26 protein-coding genes are annotated in these 19,591 nt (G+C 70.1%); 10 read left to right on the top strand and 16 right to left on the bottom strand.

Going from position 1 to position 19,591, the window contains the following annotated elements:
• Nucleotides 1-6 precede the first annotated feature (6 nt).
• From tpiA to ACQUQ0_RS11820, 11 genes are all read right to left on the bottom strand, one after another.
• Nucleotides 7-651 carry a triose-phosphate isomerase gene (tpiA, locus tag ACQUQ0_RS11870; protein WP_435185258.1) on the bottom strand — a complete coding sequence of 215 codons (645 nt, stop codon included), beginning with the start codon at nucleotides 649-651 and terminating at the stop codon, nucleotides 7-9.
• 61 nt (nucleotides 652-712) lie between these two features.
• Nucleotides 713-1,264, bottom strand: a complete 552-nt coding sequence (locus ACQUQ0_RS11865; RefSeq protein WP_435185257.1) for a multiprotein bridging factor aMBF1 — start codon at nucleotides 1,262-1,264, stop codon at nucleotides 713-715.
• Nucleotides 1,265-1,341: 77 nt separating this feature from the next.
• A complete protein-coding gene (locus ACQUQ0_RS11860; RefSeq protein WP_435185255.1) occupies nucleotides 1,342-1,506 on the bottom strand; it encodes a hypothetical protein in 165 nt (54 codons plus the stop codon).
• Complete coding sequence (locus ACQUQ0_RS11855) at nucleotides 1,506-1,730, bottom strand: zinc ribbon domain-containing protein (protein WP_435185254.1); 225 nt, start codon at nucleotides 1,728-1,730, stop codon at nucleotides 1,506-1,508. Before ACQUQ0_RS11855 ends, ACQUQ0_RS11860 begins: the two co-directional genes overlap by 1 nt.
• Nucleotides 1,731-1,779: 49 nt before the next feature.
• Complete coding sequence (locus ACQUQ0_RS11850; RefSeq protein WP_435185252.1) at nucleotides 1,780-2,400, bottom strand: CDP-alcohol phosphatidyltransferase family protein; 621 nt, start codon at nucleotides 2,398-2,400, stop codon at nucleotides 1,780-1,782.
• Between the two features lie 2 nt (nucleotides 2,401-2,402).
• Nucleotides 2,403-2,930 carry an adenylate kinase family protein gene (locus ACQUQ0_RS11845; protein WP_435185251.1) on the bottom strand — a complete coding sequence of 176 codons (528 nt, stop codon included), beginning with the start codon at nucleotides 2,928-2,930 and terminating at the stop codon, nucleotides 2,403-2,405.
• Complete coding sequence (gene hisC, locus ACQUQ0_RS11840; protein ID WP_435185249.1) at nucleotides 2,927-4,024, bottom strand: histidinol-phosphate transaminase; 1,098 nt, start codon at nucleotides 4,022-4,024, stop codon at nucleotides 2,927-2,929. The genes ACQUQ0_RS11845 and hisC overlap by 4 nt, the downstream gene beginning before the upstream one ends.
• A 189-nt stretch (nucleotides 4,025-4,213) precedes the next feature.
• Nucleotides 4,214-5,827: a GMC family oxidoreductase gene (locus tag ACQUQ0_RS11835; protein ID WP_435185248.1), complete on the bottom strand. Its 1,614-nt coding sequence runs from the start codon at nucleotides 5,825-5,827 to the stop codon at nucleotides 4,214-4,216.
• Nucleotides 5,820-6,428 (bottom strand): gluconate 2-dehydrogenase subunit 3 family protein, encoded by a 609-nt coding sequence (locus ACQUQ0_RS11830; protein ID WP_435185246.1) that lies wholly within the window; start codon nucleotides 6,426-6,428, stop codon nucleotides 5,820-5,822. The genes ACQUQ0_RS11835 and ACQUQ0_RS11830 overlap by 8 nt, the downstream gene beginning before the upstream one ends.
• Before the next feature lie 81 nt (nucleotides 6,429-6,509).
• Nucleotides 6,510-6,899, bottom strand: coding sequence for a DUF1648 domain-containing protein (locus ACQUQ0_RS11825; protein WP_435185245.1), 390 nt, complete (start codon nucleotides 6,897-6,899; stop codon nucleotides 6,510-6,512).
• 52 nt (nucleotides 6,900-6,951) lie between these two features.
• Nucleotides 6,952-7,683, bottom strand: coding sequence for a fumarylacetoacetate hydrolase family protein (locus ACQUQ0_RS11820; RefSeq protein WP_435185243.1), 732 nt, complete (start codon nucleotides 7,681-7,683; stop codon nucleotides 6,952-6,954).
• A gap of 118 nt (nucleotides 7,684-7,801) precedes the next feature.
• Between ACQUQ0_RS11820 and ACQUQ0_RS11815 the strand changes: the two genes are divergently transcribed.
• Together ACQUQ0_RS11815 and ACQUQ0_RS11810 are read left to right on the top strand one after the other, a co-directional pair.
• Entirely contained in the window at nucleotides 7,802-8,518 is a 717-nt protein-coding gene (locus ACQUQ0_RS11815) for a metal-dependent hydrolase (RefSeq protein ID WP_435185423.1), read from the top strand.
• 131 nt (nucleotides 8,519-8,649) lie between these two features.
• Nucleotides 8,650-9,048, top strand: coding sequence for an OsmC family protein (locus ACQUQ0_RS11810; RefSeq protein WP_435185241.1), 399 nt, complete (start codon nucleotides 8,650-8,652; stop codon nucleotides 9,046-9,048).
• A 62-nt stretch (nucleotides 9,049-9,110) separates the two neighbouring features.
• Here ACQUQ0_RS11810 and ACQUQ0_RS11805 read toward each other — a convergent pair whose 3' ends face one another.
• The 3 genes from ACQUQ0_RS11805 to ACQUQ0_RS11795 all read right to left on the bottom strand — a co-directional run bounded on the left by ACQUQ0_RS11805 (nucleotide 9,111) and on the right by ACQUQ0_RS11795 (nucleotide 10,807).
• Nucleotides 9,111-9,284, bottom strand: a complete 174-nt coding sequence (locus tag ACQUQ0_RS11805; RefSeq protein WP_372389223.1) for a hypothetical protein — start codon at nucleotides 9,282-9,284, stop codon at nucleotides 9,111-9,113.
• 80 nt (nucleotides 9,285-9,364) lie between these two features.
• Nucleotides 9,365-9,955, bottom strand: a complete 591-nt coding sequence (locus tag ACQUQ0_RS11800; protein WP_435185239.1) for a DJ-1/PfpI family protein — start codon at nucleotides 9,953-9,955, stop codon at nucleotides 9,365-9,367.
• Nucleotides 9,956-10,000: 45 nt separating this feature from the next.
• Nucleotides 10,001-10,807: an HAD-IIA family hydrolase gene (locus ACQUQ0_RS11795; protein WP_435185237.1), complete on the bottom strand. Its 807-nt coding sequence runs from the start codon at nucleotides 10,805-10,807 to the stop codon at nucleotides 10,001-10,003.
• A gap of 120 nt (nucleotides 10,808-10,927) precedes the next feature.
• Here ACQUQ0_RS11795 and ACQUQ0_RS11790 point away from each other — a divergent pair, with 120 nt between their 5' ends.
• Both ACQUQ0_RS11790 and dpsA read left to right on the top strand, forming a co-directional pair.
• Nucleotides 10,928-11,719 (top strand): GTP cyclohydrolase III, encoded by a 792-nt coding sequence (locus ACQUQ0_RS11790; RefSeq protein ID WP_435185235.1) that lies wholly within the window; start codon nucleotides 10,928-10,930, stop codon nucleotides 11,717-11,719.
• A 201-nt stretch (nucleotides 11,720-11,920) separates the two neighbouring features.
• On the top strand, nucleotides 11,921-12,469 hold the full coding sequence (dpsA, locus tag ACQUQ0_RS11785; protein WP_435185232.1) for a DNA starvation/stationary phase protection protein DpsA: 549 nt from the start codon (nucleotides 11,921-11,923) through the stop codon (nucleotides 12,467-12,469).
• 64 nt (nucleotides 12,470-12,533) lie between these two features.
• Here the strand turns inward: dpsA and ACQUQ0_RS11780 are convergent, their stop codons facing one another.
• Nucleotides 12,534-12,701: a hypothetical protein gene (locus ACQUQ0_RS11780; RefSeq protein ID WP_372389215.1), complete on the bottom strand. Its 168-nt coding sequence runs from the start codon at nucleotides 12,699-12,701 to the stop codon at nucleotides 12,534-12,536.
• 136 nt (nucleotides 12,702-12,837) lie between these two features.
• On the opposite strand from ACQUQ0_RS11780, the gene ACQUQ0_RS11775 reads away from it, so the two are divergent.
• Nucleotides 12,838-13,920: an NADH:flavin oxidoreductase/NADH oxidase gene (locus ACQUQ0_RS11775; protein ID WP_435185230.1), complete on the top strand. Its 1,083-nt coding sequence runs from the start codon at nucleotides 12,838-12,840 to the stop codon at nucleotides 13,918-13,920.
• Between the two features lie 46 nt (nucleotides 13,921-13,966).
• Nucleotides 13,967-14,878 carry a DUF7547 family protein gene (locus ACQUQ0_RS11770; RefSeq protein WP_435185228.1) on the top strand — a complete coding sequence of 304 codons (912 nt, stop codon included), beginning with the start codon at nucleotides 13,967-13,969 and terminating at the stop codon, nucleotides 14,876-14,878.
• Between the two features lie 9 nt (nucleotides 14,879-14,887).
• Here the strand turns inward: ACQUQ0_RS11770 and ACQUQ0_RS11765 are convergent, their stop codons facing one another.
• The gene (locus ACQUQ0_RS11765; RefSeq protein WP_435185226.1) at nucleotides 14,888-16,312 is read right to left on the bottom strand and encodes a PQQ-dependent sugar dehydrogenase; all 1,425 of its coding nucleotides are present in this window, start codon (nucleotides 16,310-16,312) and stop codon (nucleotides 14,888-14,890) included.
• Between the two features lie 89 nt (nucleotides 16,313-16,401).
• Between ACQUQ0_RS11765 and ACQUQ0_RS11760 the strand changes: the two genes are divergently transcribed.
• The 4 genes from ACQUQ0_RS11760 to ACQUQ0_RS11745 are packed head-to-tail and all read left to right on the top strand — an operon-like array spanning nucleotide 16,402 to nucleotide 19,346.
• Nucleotides 16,402-17,358, top strand: coding sequence for an ABC transporter ATP-binding protein (locus ACQUQ0_RS11760; RefSeq protein ID WP_435185224.1), 957 nt, complete (start codon nucleotides 16,402-16,404; stop codon nucleotides 17,356-17,358).
• Nucleotides 17,355-18,116 carry an ABC transporter permease gene (locus ACQUQ0_RS11755; protein WP_435185222.1) on the top strand — a complete coding sequence of 254 codons (762 nt, stop codon included), beginning with the start codon at nucleotides 17,355-17,357 and terminating at the stop codon, nucleotides 18,114-18,116. Before ACQUQ0_RS11760 ends, ACQUQ0_RS11755 begins: the two co-directional genes overlap by 4 nt.
• A gap of 47 nt (nucleotides 18,117-18,163) precedes the next feature.
• The gene (locus tag ACQUQ0_RS11750; protein ID WP_435185220.1) at nucleotides 18,164-18,823 is read left to right on the top strand and encodes a bifunctional 4-hydroxy-2-oxoglutarate aldolase/2-dehydro-3-deoxy-phosphogluconate aldolase; all 660 of its coding nucleotides are present in this window, start codon (nucleotides 18,164-18,166) and stop codon (nucleotides 18,821-18,823) included.
• A gap of 58 nt (nucleotides 18,824-18,881) precedes the next feature.
• The gene (locus tag ACQUQ0_RS11745; RefSeq protein WP_435185218.1) at nucleotides 18,882-19,346 is read left to right on the top strand and encodes an Lrp/AsnC family transcriptional regulator; all 465 of its coding nucleotides are present in this window, start codon (nucleotides 18,882-18,884) and stop codon (nucleotides 19,344-19,346) included.
• Nucleotides 19,347-19,591 lie beyond the last annotated feature (245 nt).

The raw sequence follows: 19,591 nt of genomic DNA, 5'->3' as shown, positions 1-19,591 counted from the left end.
CCTCGCTTAGAGTGGTTCGACCAGGGCTTCGAGCGCGGACCGCGGGTCGTCGGCCTTCGCGACGCCGGAGGCGAGCAGGATCCCGGTCGCGCCCAACTCCCCGGCGGTCGCGACGTCGTCGCCCGACGAGATGCCCGCACCGCAGTAGACGTCCACGCCGTCGTCGACGGCGGCGGCCGCAGCGACCGCGTCCTCGACGATCTCCGGGTCCGCGGTCGCGACGGAGACGTCGCCGCCGATGAGCGCCGGGGGCTCGACCGCGACGCTGTCGGGGCCGAGCGCCGCCGCGGCGCCGATCTGTGCGGGGTTGTTCGCACAGACGCACGTCTCCAGGCCGGCGCGTTCGGCCGCGCGGACGGCCCCGTCGATGTCGGCCAGCGTCTGCCGCTTCTCGGAGTGGTTGATCAGGGTGCCCGTCGCGCCGGCCTCGGCGACCGCCTCGGCGAGGGTGCTGCCGGTGTGGCTGCCGTGGCCGTTCGGATCGACGTGCTGGGCCCACGTCTCGACGCCGGTGTCCGCGACGCGGGCGACGTCGGCCGCCTGGGGCGAGACGGCGATCCGGACGCCGGACGCCTCGGCGACGTCGCGCGCGGCGGTCGCTACCTCGATGGGATCACACGGATACGCCTTCAGATTGACGAGGATGAACACGGATCGTAGTACGATGCTACTGGCCGAAATAGGTTGCTCTCCGCGACGCCGAGGGCACCGGTCAGTCCTTCCGCTTGACCACGTCGCCGAGCGTCGTCGTGGTCGAAGAGCCGCCGGACCACTCGCTGTCTCCGGTATCTTCGCCCTCGACGAGGGAGATCTCCAGTTCGCGTTCGAGCTTTCGCTGGACCTCGTCGGAGGGGAGGATGTCGCCGCGTTCGAGCTTGCGGATCAGGCTCGCCTTCTCGTTGAGCGACTTCGCGAGGTCCTCCTGGCTCAGGCCGCGGGACTCGCGCGCCTCGCGGATACGCTGGTCGTAGTCGGTCGCGATCTCGTCCATATCGTCGAACATATCGCGCCGGCGCCGGCTCGACCCGCCCGAGGAACTGCTCGCGGTGCCGCCGCTCGTCGAAGACGACCCCGACGACCCGCCGGATCCGGACGTCCCGGAGGAACTCGACGTCGAGTACTTCGTCGACTGCGAGGAACTCGACTCAGTGCGGACCTCGGTGCCGAACTCCTTGCAGTCGTCGCACAGTTCGAGTTCGGCCCCTTCGACCTTGACCGTCGTCAGGGACGGCCGTTTACTGCCGCACATCTCGCACTGGGGCATACCCCGCAGTAGTCGAGGCGGGGGTATAAAGCACACGCTGGGGGCGACGCACCCGATCGGCGGAGGGATTCGCGTCGCTACCGCCGCCCGTCGCGGGTGTCACGCCGCGCGGCCCGCTCGGCCTCGTCGCGGTCCATCGTCTCCCGGGCGTCGCGTTCGGCCCGGACGAGGTAGTAGAGCCCGAGCGGGGCGACGAGGGCGAACAGCGCGAAGAGGAGGAACGCGAGTCCGAACCCGGCCATCAGCCGAGGAAGACGTCGACGATGTCGCTGGTGCCGGAGGTCGTATCGCGGTACAGCTCCGAGTAGCCGCAGTTCGTACAGGAGACGACCTTGAAGGTGTTCGTCTGGACGTCGAACATCTTCGAGAGGCCGCCGCCGGTCGTCGAGATCGTCCCGACGTCGGTCTCCGTGTGGCCGCACTTCGGACAGCCGCGGTCGGAGGTGGGGGATGGTTCGGGGACCATATTCGTGGGCTCCCGCGCGACCGTAATCAGTTTTGTCCCGAAGCCGCCCTCACGAGAGGTCGCGCCACGCGCCCCGGAACCGCTGGAGCGCGGTGAGGTGGCCCACGACGGCGAAGAAGACGAGCAGCCAGCCGACGACCGTCAGCCCGAGCGCTCGGACCGGAAGCGCGGGGAGGGCGAGCGTCGCGGCCGAGACGAGGGCGACGAGTCCGATGATCGCGAGGCGGTCGGCGCGGCCGACGAGGCCGCCGTACGCGCGGCCGAGGCCGACGGCCTGGATCTGCGTGCCGAGGTAGGAGGTCATCAGGACGCCGGTGACCGCGGCGAGCCCGAGCCCGTAGGCGTCGATCCCGGCCGCCAGCCCGACCAGCATCGCGATGTCGGCGTAGCGGTCGAGGACGTGATCGAGCAGGTCGCCGCCGTCGCTGTCGACGCCCTGAGCGCGGGCGAGCGCGCCGTCGACGAGGTCGAGGCAGCCGTTCAGGAAGACGAAGGCCGCACCGAGGAAGTACCAGACGGGCGTGCCGAGGTAGAACGCGCCGCCGGCCGCGACGGCGAAGCCGAAGGCGACGACGCTGACGCCGTCGGGCGTCAGGCCCAGCCGGTCCGCGGCGGCGACGAAGGGGCCGAGGAGGCGGTCCGCCAGGTCGCGGTACTGATCGAGCGTCATCGTTACAGGTAGTCGATGAAGTCGACGACGCCCACGCGGGGCTCGATCTCGCCGTCGATCGCCGCCGCCAGGTCGTCGGCGACGGCCTCGGGGGAGCGGTCCGTGGTGTCGATCTCCCAGACGGAGTCCTCGCCGTGGCGCTCGACCGCCTCGGCCAGGATCACGTCAAGCGCCTCGCTCTCGGCGTTCTCCGCGACCGAGCCCTCGGACTCGCCGCGCTCTCGGAGCCGCGGTTTCAGCTCTTCGGGGTGACACCGCAGGACGACGGCCCCGTCGACATCGAGCAGGTGCGCCAGGTGGGACTCGACGACCGTGGTCCGGTCCGTCGGGACCTCCGCGTCGACCCACGACTGCACGGCGTCGAGGTCGGCGACCAGCGAGTCGCGCTCGACGTCGCGCTCGGCGAAGAGGTCGGCCTCACGGATCGCGTCGTTGAGGTGCAGCACCTCGGCGTCGAGCCGCTCTGCGACGAGCTCCGAGACGGTGGTCTTGCCCGTCCCCGGCGTCCCGGTGAGCGCGATCGTCCTCACGGCTCGGTCGCCTCCGGCCGGAGGTCGGCGACGACCTCGTTGAGGACCTCGACGGCCCTCTGGGTCTCCTCGCGGGTGCCGCAGGAGATCCGGACGCACTCCGGCAGTCCGAAGCTGGAGGTGTCGCGGACGATGACGCCGCGCTCCTGGGTCGCCTCGGCGACGGCGGTGGCGTCGCCGACCTCACAGAGGACGAAGTTGCCGCCGGAGGGCCACGTCGGCACCTCCAGGTTCTCGCGGTAGTACTCCCGCGCCCAGCGGGCCGTCTCGACGGACCGTTCGAGGTGGTCGTCGTCGTCGATCGCGGCGAGGGCGGCGCGGCAGGCGAGTTCGTTGGCGGCGAAGGGGGTGTTCACCCGCGCGTAGGCGTCCGCCCAGGCCTCGGGGACGGCGGCGTAGCCGATCCGGAGCCCGGCGAGGCCGTAGGCCTTCGAGAACGTCCGGAGGACCGCGAGGTTCTCGTACTCGTCGAGGAGGTCGATCGCGGAGGGGGCGTCGTGGTATTCCGCGTAGGCCTCGTCGACGACGACGAGGGTCTGGTCGTGGACGCCCTCCGCGAGCGCGCGGATCTCCGCGCGGTCGAGGACCGAGCCGGTGGGGTTGTGCGGCGTCGTCACGTAGACGATGCGCTCGCCGTCGTACGCCGAGAGGACGCCCGCGGCGCTCTGATCGAAGTCGTCGTCCTTCGAGATCCGGTAGGTCGACGCCTCGCCGTGGTGGTAGCGCGCCGACATCGGATAGTACGAAAAGCCCGGTGCGGGCGCGAGGATCTCGTCGCCGGATTCGAGGAAGGCCCGCGAGAGGTAGTCGATCGCGCCGTCGGCGCCCGCGCTCACCCAGACCTGTGCGTCATCGAGGCCCCACTTCTCGGCGATCCGTTCGGTGAGGTCCGTGTGGGAGGCTTTCGGGTAGATGTTCACGTCCGGTGCGGCGGCCTCGACGGCGGCGACGGCCTCTGGACTCGGGCCGTGCGGATTCTCGTTCGACGAGAGCTTCGTCAGCTCCTCGGGGTCCATCCCGAGGTCGCGGGCCACCTCCTCGGCTCCCCGTCCGGGGACGTAGGCCTTGTGCGCGGAGAGATCCCTCGGTTGCATACGCGTACGCAGTCGCCCGCGGGTCTTGAAGGGTGCGTCTCGGAGCCGGAAGAGGGGGCTTCGGCTCCGCCCCGAGCGTTTATATACGAACGCGAGGCCAGCGACGCCGTGATCTGACAGCGGCCCCGCGCCGCCCAGCGGTTGCTCGGCGCACCGGCGCGGGAGGGAAGCGTGCCGACTGCTCGCCCGTTACAGCGACGCCTCCAGCGCGTCGGCCGTCCGCAGCGACAGCGCCGCGATGGTGAGCGTCGGGTTCATCGCGCCGCCGGTGGGAAACGTCGAGGAGCCGACGATCCAGAGGTTCGAGAGGTCGTGGGTCAGGCCGTCGGCGTCGACGACGCTCGCCTCCGGATCCGCGCCCATCCGCGTCGTCCCCATCTGGTGGAACGCGGGACCGGTGGCGTCGGGGCCGACCGTCCACTCGATATCGACGCCGAGTTCCTCCAGGATCCGGTGCTGGATCGCGTTGGCGTGCTCGATGGCGCGCTCGGTCCGCTCGTCGAGTGACCACTCCACGTGCGGGACCGGGTTGCCGTGGTCGTCGCGCCGGCTCGGATCGAGCGTCACGCGGTTCTCCGCGCTCGGGAGCTGCTCGACGAGCGCCCCCATCGCGATGTGGGTCCCGTAGGACTCGCGCAGTCGGTCGAGGAGGTCGTCGCCCCACGTCTCCGCGGAGAGCGCCTCCATCACCGGCGACGGCCCGGCGTAGTTGAGGAACTCCAGCTTCAGCCCCTCGACCGGGTCCGCGTCGTCGTAGAACTGGTGACACTCGCTGGTGTTGAAGCCGACGTGGTTCTGTCTGGTCGGCTCGTCCAGGCGGCCGCCGGCGCCGGCGAAGAGGTGGTCCATGAAGAAGCGACCCACGGCGCCGGAGGTGTTCGCCAGGCCGTCGGGGTACCGGTCCGACGCCGAGAGCAACAGCAGTCGGGCGTTCTCGACGCCGCCGCAGGCGAGGACGAAGCGCCGAGCCGACTGCCGGTGCTCCTCCCCGTCCGTGATCGCGTACACCGCGGTCTCGACCCGCTCGCCGTCGGCGTCGTGTTCGAGCCGCTGGACCGGCGCGCGGTCGATCACGCGTGCGCCCGCCTCGACGGCCTTCTCGACGTGCGACTCGGCCGTGTACTTCGCGCCCGAGGGACAGATCGGCTTGCAGGTGCCGTACCCCTGACAGGCCGGGCGACTGTCGTACGGTTCGGGGTTGCGCGCGTTCGGGACGGAGTGCATATCGATCCCCAGACGCTCGCAGGCGGCCGCGAAGAGCGAGTCCGAGTGCGAAGGCGGGAACGCCGAGAGGGGAAACGGCTCCTCGCGCGGCGGCGCGTAGGGGTTGTCCATCGCGCCCGCGACCCCCAGGGCGCGCTCGGCCTCGGCGTAGTACGGTCGGAGGTCGTCGTAGGCGATCGGCCAGTCCACGCCGACGCCGTGCCGGGACTCCATCTCGAAGTCGCGCTCGTGGAGCCGCATCACCATCCCCTGCCAGTGGAGCGTCGAGCCGCCGATTCCCTTCACGCGCGCCGCGTTGAGCGGGTAGCCGCGTCCGCCGGTCGTGTACGCGTCGCGCGGCCCGCCCATCTCCCACGGGCCGTCCATCCCCGGACGGATGAACGCCTCCTGCTGTTCGACCCGGCGGTCGAAGTCGAAGCGCGGGCCCGCTTCGAGGACGACGACGTCGGCGCCGGCCGCGGCGAGTCGATGCGCGACGAGCGCGCCCGCGGGACCGGACCCGACGACGCAGACGTCCGCGCGCGCGGCCGGAGTCCGGTCTCGCCCGTCGCCAACGCCCCCGTCGCTCGCCTCAGCCATCGTCGAATCGCTCCCGGGAGGCGTCGGCGGCGCTCGGCATCGATCCGCGCTGGTAGCTCTGGATCCCGCCGGGGTGGCCGATCGGGTTCTCGATGCCGACGAGTCGGCCCCCGGTCGGCGAGGCGTAGAAGGCGAACAGCAGGTCGTTGACGAGGTAGAACCGGATTCGCTCGGTGATCGTTCCGTCGGGCTCGGGATCGGCCGTATCGACGCCGAGATCCCGGAGGAGAGCGTCGCGCTCGTCCACACCGAGTGTGGCGTAGGGATCGCCGCGCCAGTCGCGGGCGACGGCGTCCAGCTGTGCGGCCGCCTCGCGCATCCCGTCGCGGTAGTCGGGTCGGTCATCGATCCGGCCGAGGACGTACGACCCGACGAACTCGCGGCGTCCGTCGACGCCGCTCGGGTACAGGACCTCGGCGACGCCGTCGAGCAGGTCCAAGAGCGGCGTCGAGAGGGCTGTCCCGGGTGCTTTCGCAGACGGGATTCCTCCGGCGTCCCCGTCCGCCGTCGGCGGTTCGAGGCGCCCCGCGAGGGCCCCACCACTGACCGTCACGCCGGCGGCCGCCAGCGCCGCCAGCGCGTCGCGTCGCGTCAATTCCACGCACTCGAATTAGGCACACCTAAACTTATGGGTTGCCTTTCGGGTCGTCGACGGCGGCTCCGCTTTGTCGCCCGGCCGGGATCACGTTCGCCTCGTCGCGAACGAGAGGACGACGATGACGGCGACCGCCGGGAGCACGAGCAGGGTGACGTTGATCCGGTAGCCGAGGTTCCACGCGAGCACGACGCCGTGAACGTACGCTAAGAATCCGGCCAGCGCGAGGCCGAACCACGGCGGCGCCGGCACGTCGTTGCCGAGGGACACCAGCCCGCGGACGGCCGCGAGCGCGACGAGACCGATCGCCGGTACGAGGACGACGCCGAGCGTCGCCGACAAATAGTCGTCCGGCGACCCGCCCGCGCCGAAGTGGACGGCGATGCGGTCCGGGAGCGACGGGAGGAGGGCGATACCGACGACGGCGGCGCCGACGAGGACGGCGGCCGAGAGGGCGTCGAAGCGGGAGTACCGCATACGCGAGCCCTGTACCGCCGACTGCAAAAAGCGTGTGTTCTCCCAGGCCGGCCTACGGGATCCGGACGTCGTGTTCGAGGACGCCGACGCCTTCCAGTTCGACCTCGATCCGGTCGCCGTCTTCGAGCGGCGCGACGCCGCCGGGCGTGCCGGTCGCGACGACGTCGCCGGGTTCGAGCGTCAGGTAGGTCGTGATCTCCTCGATAAGGTCGGGCACGGAGAAGGCGAGGTGGTCCCTGGAGGACGACTGCCGCGTCTCGCCGTTCACCCGGAGTTCGATTGACGCGTCGGCGGGCACCTCGTCGGGCGTCGCGAGCACCGGCCCCATCGGCGCGGCGTTGTCGAAGGCTTTCCCGCGGACCCAGTTCGTCTCCTGGCGCTGGTCGTCGCGGTTCGAGAGGTCGTTCAGGCAGGTGAACCCGGCGACGTAGTCCATCGCGTCGGCGGCGTCGACGTGCTTTGCCTGCTCGCCGATCACGACCGCGATCTCGGCCTCGTGGTCGAGGCGCTCCTTGCCGGACGGAAGCGTCACCGTGTCGCCGTGGCCCGCGACCGCGTTCGGCGGCTTCAGGAAGAGCAGCGGCCGGTCGGGGATCTCGTTGTCCATCTCCGCGGCGTGGTCCGCGTAGTTGCGGCCGACGCAGACGATCTTCGTCGGCTCCGAGGGCGCGAGCACGTCGACCGCGTCGAGGTCGTAGGTCTCGCCGGCGAACGAGACCGCGTCGCCGTGCCACTCGCCCGTGCGGACCGATCCGGCGGGATCTCTGAATCTGACGGTGTGCATACGCGGCCCCTCGGAGCCACGGCGCTTCGTTTTTTCCATCTCCGTCGTCCGCGTGTGAATCTCTCTCGATAGCACGCTTTATTGTCGATCCGGGAGAAGATGCGGCCGGACGATGACGATGGAACTCACCTGGCACGGCCACTCGACGTGGCACGTCGACGTCGACGGCACGACCTTCCTGATCGACCCGTTCTTCCAGAACCCCAAGACGGAGCTGTCGGCCGAGGACGTCGAGACGCCCGACTTCGTCCTCCTGACGCACGGCCACGCCGACCACGTCGCCGACGCCGGCGCGTTCACCGACGCGACGGTCGTCTCTGTCCCGGAGCTGACGACCTATATGGAGGAAGACGTCGGCTTCGAGTCGGCGATCGGGATGAACATCGGCGGCACCGTCGAGTGCGGCGAGGCGTTCGTGACGATGCACCGCGCCGACCACACGAACGGCCTCAACACGGACTACGAGTACAGCCTCGGGATGCCCGTCGGGTTCGTCATCAGCGACAAGAAGCCGACCCAGGAGGCCGACCCCGACGCGACGACGTTCTACCACGCGGGCGACACCGGACTGATGTCCGAGATGAAAGACGTCATCGGCCCGTACCTCGAACCCGACGCCGCCGCGCTACCGGTGGGCGACCACTACACGATGGGGCCGACCCAGACCGCCATCGCGGCCGACTGGCTCGACGTCGACCACGTCCTGCCGATGCACTACGACTCCTTCCCGCCGATCGAGATCGACACCGACGACGTCGTCCGCGAGGTGAAGGCGACCGGCTCGGACGCCGAGGTCCACGTCCTCGACGGCGACGAGACGTTCACGCTGGAGTGATCGGGGCGCGACGCCCGGCGGCGTAGCGGCTCGGCGGATCCGTTTTTCCGCGGTCGACCCGACCCCGATCACCCGCCCAGCCGTCCGGGTGAGCAACCTTTAGGACGCCCGCGACCGACCGTGCAAGCGGAATGAGCGACATCGAAACCTCCACGGTCAGCGAAGAGGGCTTCGCGAGCACGAGCCAGGTCGGCGACTTCGAGCTCACGATCGACGCGACAGACGAAAAGGGCCCGAACCCGAACGCCGCGCTGGTCGCGACGTACGCCTCCTGTTACCTGCCGGCGTTCCGCGTCGGCGGCCAACAGCGCGGCCACGACGACCTCGGAACGATCCAGATCGACGCCGACGCCGATCTCGACGACGACGACGACCTCGAAGCGATCCGCTTCGACGTCTACGTCGAGGCCGACGTCGACGACGGGGAGCTCGCGGAGATCGTCGAGCGCGCCAAGGACATCTGCCACGTCCAGAGCGCGCTCCGCGAGGGGCTCCGCGCCGAGATCACCGCCCACGGCGACGCGTTCTGAGCGAGCGGCGAGCAAGCGAGTAGCGAACCACATCACCGCCGGCGGTCGGCGGGGGCGACCCGCTATCGCCGGTGGTACGCCCGGTAGCTCATCGCCCGGCCGTCGGCGATGACGACGTCCCGCCCTTCGGGGTCCGGGACGTCCGGTTCTTCGACTTCGTCGTGGGAGACGTACGGGTCGGCGGGCTCGGAGATCTCCTCCGAGTACACGTATGGACTGTTCGGCTGATTCTCCATACGAGTAAGGGACGCGACGGTCGTATATAAAGTTTTGTTAGACGGTATCACACCCCATAATCGGGGCCGGACGAGCCGGATTACTCGCCGGCGGCCGCGGGCGCGCCGGCGTCGATCTCGGTGCCCAGGAGGTCCAGGAAGGCCGCGAGCCACTCGGGGTGGTCCGGCCACGCCTGGCCGGTGACGAGGTTGTCGTCGACGGTCACCTCGTCGACCCACGAGCACCCGGCGGCTTCGACCTCCGGGCGGACCGCGGGGTAGGCCGTCATCTCGTAGCCGTCGAGGACGCCCGCGGCCGCGAGGATCTGCGGGCCGTGACAGAGCGCCGCCACCGGCTTGTCCGCCTCGAAGAAGTGCCGGACCGCATCGAGGACCTCCTCGTAGGTCCGGAGGTACTCCGGCGCGCGCCCGCCGGGCACGACGAGCGCGTCGTAGTCCGCCGGATCGACCTCCGCGAAGGTGGCCGTGACCTCGAAGTCGTGGCCGCGCTCTTCGAGGTAGGTCTGATCGCCCCGGAAGTCGTGGATGGCAGTCTTGACCGTCTCGCCCGCCTCCTTCTCGGGACAGACGGCGTCGACGTCGTGGCCGACCATCTCCAGGGCCTGATACGGTACCATCGTCTCGTAGTCCTCGCCGAAGTCGCCGACGATCATCAGGATCTTTTTCCCCATACCATCTAGGAAGTCGGCGGCGAGAATGATGAATTTATTGACTAGTCAGGGCTCGGCGAGCAGCGGCTCCAGTTCGGCCAGGGAGTCGAGGACGTAGTCCGGCGTGATCGGCGACGACGCCACGTCCTCCGCCGCGGTCACGCCCGTGGTGACGAGCGCCGTCGTCATCCCCGAGCGCGCGCCGAGCGCGATGTCGGTATCGAGCCGGTCGCCGACGACGAGGACGTCCTCGGGCGGGAGGTCCAGGCGGTTCAGCGCCATCTCGCGGGCCGTCTCGCTCGGCTTCCCGAGGACGGCGGCGGGCTCGCGCCCGGCGACGTTCGCGATGGCGTCGACGATGGCCCCGGAACCGGGGACGTCGCCCTCGGCGGCGGGGATGACGACGTCCGGATCGGTGCCGACGAAGGCGACGTCGCCGTCCGCGAGGAGGTCCAGGCACGCGCGGAGCATTTCGTAGCCGAACCGCCGGTCGAGCGAGGCGACGAGCACCGCGGGATCGACGCGCAGGTCGCCGTCGCGGCCGACGCGCTCGACCGACAGGCCGGCCTCACCGAGCAGATCGACGAGTCCCGGTTCACCGACGACCGCGATCGAATCGGCGGCGTGTCGATCCAGGAGGTACCGCGCGGTGACGGTCCCCGCGGTGAGTACCTCGTCGGCGTCGGCGTGGATGCCCGCCCGGGCCAGCCGCGCCTCGTAGGCCTCGGGCGGCTTCGTGGGATTGTTCGAGACGAAGAGACGACGGAGGCCCGCCGCTTCGGCCGCGTCCAGTCCCGCCGCCGCGCCCGGTATCGGTTCGTCGCCCCGCACTAGCGTGCCGTCGACATCGAAGATGACGCCGCGAACGTCCATTGGGTGATGGTGGGACGGCGGCCTGTTGAACGTAGCGGGCGACGCCTCCATAACGAAACTGAGACGCAAAACTCATCTGATACGGAAAGAGGCATATACAACAGGTCCCAGGATCCAAACGTGACGAACGCCCAGCTCACTCTCGTTCAGATCGACAACTACGGGCCGTGGACGGTCACTCCCGATCCGCGGCGCGAGATGGACCTCCAGACGATGCAGTCCCGGCTCTTCGCCGACCTGGCGCAGTTCATCGGCGGCCGAGGGGGCTACGTCTTCTTCACGCGGTTCGACAACATGGTCGCGATCACGAACGGCCTCGACCGGACGGAGCACGAGCTCCTCCAGGAGACGATCGGCAACCGCTACCCGGTGACGATCAGCCTCGGGACGGGCATCGACGCCTCGCCGATCGTGGCGCTCGAATCGGCGACGGCGGGGCTCCAGCGGGCCGGCTCCGCCCAGGACGGCGACCGCCGGGAGGTGCTCTCGGGCGACTACCTCTCGGAGGCCGAGCGGACCCCCGAGGACGTCCAGATCGCGCACTTCGACGTCAACGACGCGACCGGGAAGTACACCGACCAGCTCAACGAGTTCGACTCGTTCATCCAGATCGAACAGGGGTACGCGACGCTGATGCGGTACCTCCGCGAGGAACACGGCGCGCTCTCTTTCTTCGTCGGCGGCGACAACATCATCTCGATCTGTCCGGCGATGAGCGCCGACGACTACCACGAGTCGATCGCGCACGTCGAGGCCGACGCCGGCGTGGAGCTGAAAGTCGGCGTGGGCGTCGCCGAAACGCCCCACGAGGCCGGGATGGACGCCAAACACGCGCTCGAAGCGTGTCGGCACCGCGGCACGGCCGTCGAGCTCGGCGTCCCCCACGACGACGTCGGGGTCGCGACCGACTGATAGTGACTACTCTCGTCTCTTACCGCCGAACGCCGTCGCCAGGGGTGGCGTTCGGCGGGAAACAGTGAGAGTAATCACTGTGAGACCGACGGTCGTGCGAGCCCCTCTCAGGGAGACAGTTTTCCGAGAGGTTTTTCGATATGAGAAAGATATCTTTTCGTGAAAAGAACTAAGTTGCCTGCCGAGCAATACTAGAGCGCAATGAGTACCCAAGAGACAGTCCGACAGCGTGCCGGCGAAGTCGAAGGTAGCGAAGCGCTCCGGATGGACGCCGAGAAGGCGAACCAGATCGTCGACGCGCTGAACACGGATCTCGCCTCGACGTACGTCCTCTACCACCAACTGAAGAAGCACCACTGGAACGTCGAGGGCTCGGAGTTCCGTGACCTCCACCTCTTCCTCGGCGAGGCCGCCGGAGAGGCCGAGGCGTTCGCCGACGAGCTCGCAGAGCGCGCCCAGGCGCTCGGCGGCGTCCCCGTCTCGGGGATGGACGCACTGCTCGAACAGGCTACAGTCGAGCCCGAAGACGAGGACGTCTACGACATCCGGACGTCGCTGCGGAACGACATAGAGATGTACGGCGACATCATCGAGACGCTCCGCGATCACGTCGAGCTCGCGGAGAACCTCGGCGACCACGCCACGGCCCACATGCTCCGTGAGAACCTCATCGAGGTCGAAGACGCCGCCCACCACATCGAGCACTACCTCGAAGACGACACGCTCGTCCTCGACTCGGCGACGCAGTAAGGGACACCCCGCACGGAAACCGATCCCGACTCCTTTCGATCTGATTCGATTCGGCTTTCGGAAGCTACCGTTCGACAGCGACGGCCGCGTCCGCGTCGAGCGCGATCCACCCGTCGCGGTTGTCGGCCTCGGTGAAGACGACCCGGTCGGGCGAGGACAGGTGCGCCGAGACCCGCTCTCGGGCCTCGCCGTCCTCGACCGCGACTCGCTCGCCGGCGTTGTTCGCGTCCATCACCCGCCAGTGATCGCCAGCCGGACATAACGTTTTTGGTACGCCTAAACCACACGTGTCACATACCAGATAGAAGACGCGGACGAACGGACCGGGAACAGGCAGTATATGGCTGTCGGGCCCGGAAGGTACCTCGATGACGGATTCGCTGTTCACGCCGCTTTCGCTCCGGGAGACGGAGCTCCCGAACCGGATCGCGGTGTCGCCGATGTGTCAGTACTCAGCGCCGGACGGCTACGCGACCGACTGGCACCACGTCCACCTCGGGAGCCGGGCCGTCGGCGGCGCGGGCGTGGTGATGAGCGAGGCCACGGCGGTCTCTCCGGTCGGCCGGATCACGCCGCAGGACCTGGGCATCTGGTCGGACGAGCACGCCGACGCGCTCCGAGACACGGTGGAATTCATCCGCGAGCGCGGGAGCGTCCCCGGGATTCAGCTGGCTCACGCGGGCCGGAAGGCGAGCACGAAACCGCCCTGGGAGGGCGGCGGGCCCGTCGCCACCGACGAGGCTTGGGAGACCCTGGCCCCGAGTGCGATCCCGTACCCCCACGAGTCGGGCGAGGTCCCGACAAGGCGGATGACCCGCGACGACATCGAGCGCGTGATCGAGCAGTTCCGCCGCGCCGCCGAGCGCGCCCGCGACGTCGGCTTTCGGATCGCCGAGGTCCACGCCGCCCACGGCTACCTGCTCCACGAGTTCCTCTCTCCCGTGACGAACGACCGCGCCGACGAGTACGGCGGCTCCTTCGAGAACCGCGCGCGCATCGTCGGGGAGGTGACAGAGGCCGTCCGGGAGGTGTGGCCCGACGACGCCCCGGTGTTCGTGCGCATCTCCGCGACCGACTGGCTGCCCGAGCGGGACTCCTGGACCGTCGAGGACTCGGCCCGACTCGCCCCGCTGCTGGCCGAGGCGGGCGCGGACCTGATCGACGTCAGTTCGGGCGGCATCCACCCCGACCAGCAGGTGCCCGAGAGCGGCCCGGGCTATCAGGTCCCCTACGCCGAGCGCGTGAAGTCGGCCACCGACGCGGCCGTCGGGGCGGTCGGCGGGATCACAGAGCCCGAACAGGCCGACCAGCTGATCAGGAACGACCGCGCGGACCTGGTGTTCCTCGCCCGCGAACACCTGCGGAACCCCTACTTCGCGCTCGAAGCGGCCCACGAACTCGGCGCCGGCGTCGAGTGGCCCAAGCAGTACGAGCGCGGGCGCTTCCGATAGCCGACCTCCGGCGCACACTTTTGCCCGTTCGCGCCAAACACCGACTATGGCTCCCCGCAGCCCCGACGACCGCGACGACCGCGACCGCGAGGACCTCCCGGCGCTCCTGGACGACCTCGATCGGACGCTCTCTGAGCTCCGCACGGAGCTCGAACGGCGCGACGAGAGCGCGTCTCGGAGCGACGTCGACCGACGGGGAGAGGGTCGACGACGTCGCGACCGCACTCCGTTCCGCCCGCCCGGATCGCCCCGGCCGCCGTCCGTCTCGGAACTGTTCCGCTTCACCGAGCAGTACACGATCCCGACCGTCGTCGCGACGCTCGAAGCGGCGATCCAGTCCCTGGAGCTCCTCCGGGGGATGCTCCGGCTCGCCGACCCGGACCGGTCGGCGTTCGACCGCGACGGCCGGGGCGCGCGCGACGCGTCGACCGCAGCACGGCTCGGCAGCGGCGTGTCGGGCTTCGGCCGCGGGGCCGTCTCGGGGGTCGAGCGCGCGCTCTCGGAGCTCCAGACCGCGCTCTCCGAAACAGAACTGCCCGAAGACGAGACGTCCCGCGAACTGCTCGAAGACGCCCGACGCCTCTCCGAGGAGGTCTCCGGTCGGCTCTCGGAGACCGCGGAGGGCCGCGAACGCGGTGGCGGACGGCGCGGAGAACGCGAGAGCCGCGACGCCCGCGCATCAGAGGGCTCGTCCCCTCGGTCGGGTGCGGTCGAGATCGACGTCACCGGCGCGGGCGAGGACTCGGGCGCCGACGGAGCGACGGACGACACAGAAACCTCGGACGCCGAGCCGCCCGAGGTCGACGTCGAGGCCGAACTGGCGTCGATCAAGGACGAGGTGGAGCGACGGTCGGCGGACCAATCGGCGGCCGACGGGGACGGAACCGACGACGAGAGCGCAGACGACGACGGGGACGGGGAGAATACGGACGAGAGCGGCGGGTCGGGGACGTCGTAGCCGTCTCCCTCAGGGCGCGACGAGCCGCGAGACGCGCCCCCCGTTCCCCCCGCCGCCGGTCTCGGCCGTCGTCAACACGTAGACGTCGCCGGCCGAGTCGCGGCCGAACCCCAGGACGTACCGTGCGAGATCGGTCTCGCCGACGACCGGGATGGTCCGGATCCCCCACGGCGGGTCGGCGCTCGGATCCACCGCGAAGAGGCGGCCGCTGGCGACGAAGTCGGCGAAGACGTACGCGCCGCGGAGAGCCGGGACCGCGTCGCCGGTCGCGACGTGACCGCCGATGATCGAGATGCCGGAGACGTCGCCGCCGTCGTGCGGGTACTCCGCGACGGGGTCGACGAACGGCTCGCCGCCGGGCGCCGTCGTCGGACAGGAGTCGCGCCGGAAGCAGTGAGCGCCCTCGCGGACGTTCCAGCCGTAGTTGCCGCCCGCTTCGAGCAGATTCAGTTCCTCCCAGGCGCCCTGTCCCACGTCCGCGACGTAGCAGTCCGCGCCGTGGAAGGAGAGCCGCCAGGGGTTGCGGAACCCCCAGGCGTACTGTTCGCTGAGCCCCGACCGACCCACGAGCGGATTGTCCGCGGGGATCGCGTACGGCTTGTCCGCGCCCGCATCGCTCCCAGGGACGCCGCCGCGCCCGTCGACGTCGATGCGGAGGACGCTGCCGAGCAGATTCGCCGCCGTGTCCTGGCCGTTGCCGCCGTCGACGGCGTCGTACCAGTCGTCGGCGTGGCCGCGCCCGACGTCGTTGGCGGCGCCGCCGTCCCCGAACGGGACGTGGAGGTACCCGTCGGGGCCGAACGCGACCGCGCCGGCGTTGTGGTTGCCCTGCGGCTGGGGGACTTCCAGTACCGTCCGCTCCTGTGGGTCGGCGGCGACGCGGGCGTCCGGGTCTATGGTGACCTCCGCGAGGACGGCGGTGTGACTGTACCCGTCGGGCGTTCCCGCCCGCGGCGACGCGCTGTACCGGACGTAGAGCCGGCCGTTGCTCGCGAACTCCGGGTGGGCCGCGGCGCCGAGCAGCCCCCGCTCGCTCCCGAGCACGATCCGATCGGAGAGGTCGAGGAAGGGCGTCTCGCGGCGGCCGTCGTCTCCGATCTCCCAGATCCGCCCGTCGCGGTCGACGACGAAGCGGCGGTCCGAGTCCGTCGGCGCGACGAAATCGACCGGGGCGGCGAACCCCGAGGCGATCGGTTCGAGCGCGACGTCGGCGCCGTCGAGGTCGGGCCGCGGCCCGCCGGTCTCCGTCGGCGTCGGGACCCGAGTCCCCGCGTCGCGCCCGTCGGTGCTCGTCACGTCTGCGTCGTCGGATCCGCTCGCGTCGCCCGCGTCGCCGTCGCCGGCCGAACCGGACGGGGCGCTGCAGCCGGCCACCGACGCGAGCGCTGCCAGCCCGCCCGCGCGGAGGAGTCGTCGTCTGCGGAGGCGTTCCATACCGTCGGTTGGGCGCGGACGCACAAGTATCACCCCCTGGACGTGTGGAATCCGAACCGCTTACCACCCGAGGGGTCGCAGTCCTGCGTATGACTGCCGCACTCGTCGCCGACTCGGTGCGGAAATCCTACGGCGACGCGACGGCCCTCGATGGGGTCTCGCTGTCCGTCGATCCGGGCGAAGTGTTCGGGCTCGTGGGACCGAACGGCGCCGGAAAGACCACGCTCGTCCGCGCGCTCACCGGGACGACCGCGGTCGAGGGGAGCGCCTCGGTCCTCGGCGAGGACCCGACGGAGGTCGACCCCGCCCGCATCGGACTGCTCCCGCAGTCGTTCGCGCCGGCCTCGCGGCTCACGCCGCGGGAACTGCTCGCGCAATATGCCGGACGGTACGACGCGGCCCGCGACCCCGACGCGGTCCTCGCGGACGTCGGGATCGACGGGGGCGCGGCCGAGCAGTGGTACGAGGAGCTCTCCGGCGGCCAGAAGCGCCGCGTCTGCGTCGCGATCGCGCTCGTCAACGACCCCGAGGTGCTCTTCCTCGACGAGCCGACCACGGGGATCGACCCCGCCGGGCGACGCGCCCTGTGGGAACTGCTCGAAGACCTCGCGGCCGGCGGGACGACGGTCTTTCTCACCAGCCACTCGATGGCCGAGGTCGAGCGGCTCTCGGACCGCGTCGGCTTCCTGAACGCGGGGCGGCTCGTCACCGTCGGGGCGCCGCGGGAGCTCGTGGCGACCCACGGCGGCGAGAGCCGGCTCCTCGTGGCGACCGACGCGGACCCGTCGGCGCTCGGCGACGTCGGGCTCGCCTACGAGACGTCGACCCGCGGCGACGACCTCGTCGTCGAGGGGATCGGCCCCCGCGACATCGGCGCCGTCGTCGACGCACTGGACGAGGCGGGGGTCGGGTTCGAGTCGCTGACCTGGAAACAGCCCGACCTCGAAGACGTCTATCTGGAACTCACCGGCGAGGCGTTCGCCGGCGGCGGATCGGAAGTAGACTCCGGCACGGCCCAGGCGACGCGGGGAGGTGACGCGCGGTGAGCCGTCTCAGTCGGATCCGCGCGGAGTTCGTCGCCGCCTGGCACGCGTTCCTCCGCCGGCGGACCGCGGTGTTCTTCACGTTCTTCTTCCCCGCGATCATCGTGGTGATCTTCGGCGCCCTGGTCCAGACCCAGCCCACCGGCGGCGGGCTCTTCGCCGAGCCGAAGGGCTACTACGTCGCGGGCTACCTCGCCGTCGTCGTCCTGTTCACGCCGCTGTCGCGGGTCGGCAGCACGGTCGCGCGCCACCGCGAGGGCAGCCGCTTCGAGAAGCTGGCGACGACGCCGCTCACCCGGGGCGAGTGGCTGCTGGCGCAGTCGCTCGTGAACGTCGCCGTCATCGGGGCCGCGGCGCTCCTGCTGCTCGCGCTCTCGGTGCTCGTCACCGGGACGGCGGTCCCGCTCGAGCCCGCGACGCTTCTCGTCGTGCCGTTCGTCGCGCTCGGCGTCGTGCTCTTCTGCGGGCTGGGTGCGGTCATCGGCCGCGTCGCCGACTCCCAGGACGGCGTCATCGCGGCGTCGAACGCCGTCGCGCTTCCCCTCCTCTTCCTCTCGGAGACGTTCGTCACGCCCGATCTGCTGCCGGCGTGGTTCCGCCCGGCGCTCGGGCTCTCGCCGCTCACCTACGTCGCGCGCGGCATCCGCGCGGTGACGTATCCGGACGCGACGACCGCGGCGGCGCCGAATCTCGCCGTCGTCGTCGCGGTCGCGTTCGTGTTCTTCCTCGCGGGCGCGTACGCGGTCCCGCGGACCGACTGACGGGCCGGAGCGCGGACTTTTATTTTCCCTCGCGACGATCCCGAAGTATGAGTACTTCGGATCCGAGTTCCGATCTCGAGCGGCTTGCCGAAAGCGGGGTCGTCGCGGTGATGCGCGGCGCCGACGCGGACACGGTCATCGACGTCGCGACGGCGCTCCACGACGGCGGAGTGACGGCCTACGAGATCACCGCCGACAACCCCGACGCGATGGACCTCATCGCGGAGGTGTCGGCCTCGTTCGACGAGTCGGAGGCGATCGTCGGCGCGGGCACCGTCCTCGACTCCGAGACGGCACAGGCGGCCATCCGAAGCGGCGCGGAGTTCGTCGTCGGCCCGACGTTCGACCGCGGCGTCGTCGAGACCTGCAACCGCTACGGGACGCTCGTCGCCCCTGGCGTCCTCACGCCGACCGAAGCGATCGAGGCCTACGAGGCCGGCGCTGACGTCGCGAAGGTGTTCCCCGCGGCGTCGATGGGGCCGGGCCACCTCTCGGCCATCGCCGGACCGCTCCCCCAGATCCCGCTGATGCCGACCGGCGGCATCGACTCCGACAACGTCGCCGACTACATCGAGGCCGGCGCGGCCGTCGTCGGCGCCGGGAGCGCGATTATGGACGCCGAGGCCATCGCCGCGGGCGACTTCGAGTCGATCACCGAGACCGCGCGGGAGTTCACCCGGATCATCGAGGACGCGCGAGGCGACTGAGCGCCCCGGAGCGCCGAACAGCCGAAGTTCCTTAGTCGCTGACCCGCGTGAATCCGCTATGGCCGACTCCGAGATCGACGACGTCGACAGAGCGATCCTCCACGCCCTCCAGGAGGACGCCCGAAATATGTCGTCGGGCGACATCGCCGAGCGGACCGGGACGTCCGACAGCACCGTCCGCAAGCGGCTCCAGCGGCTGGAGTCCGACGGCATTATCAAGGGGTACAGCGCCGAGGTCGACTACCAGGCCTCGGGCTATCCGCTCCGGATGCTGCTGTTCTGTACGGCCTCGATCCCCGAGCGCGGCGAACTCATCCCCGAGATCCTGGAGATCGACGGCGTCGTCTCCGTCCAGGAACTGGTCACGGGCGAGCAGAATCTGCTCGTCACCGTGGTCGGACAGACCGACGACGACATCACGCCGGTCGCCCAGGAACTGCTGGAGATGGGGCTGACCGTCGCCGACGAGGTGCTCGTCCGCAGCCACGAGACGAAGCCGTTCGGCGAGTTCGACTCGGCGTAGCCCCTCGGACTGTCGCGGGCCAGTCCCCGCCCGCATCAGCGCGGCTTCTCGTCCCGTTCGTTTCCGTTTCGCCATCTCGGATACGATCAGTACGCGGACTGTCGTGGCGACCGCCGGCGCCTCCGCGATATCGGGAACATAATGTTCTATAATTCGGATTAGATCGAACGATACGTTCGAGATAGATGGATTTATTACCTATTCTGTTCTTGGAACGGGTGAGATGGTCGGGCATCGTCCGCGCG

This window comes from Halobellus sp. EA9, assembly GCF_051195055.1.
Classification (GTDB): domain Archaea; phylum Halobacteriota; class Halobacteria; order Halobacteriales; family Haloferacaceae; genus Haloquadratum; species Haloquadratum rubicundus.
This window is presented reverse-complemented; position numbering and strand designations above follow the sequence as displayed.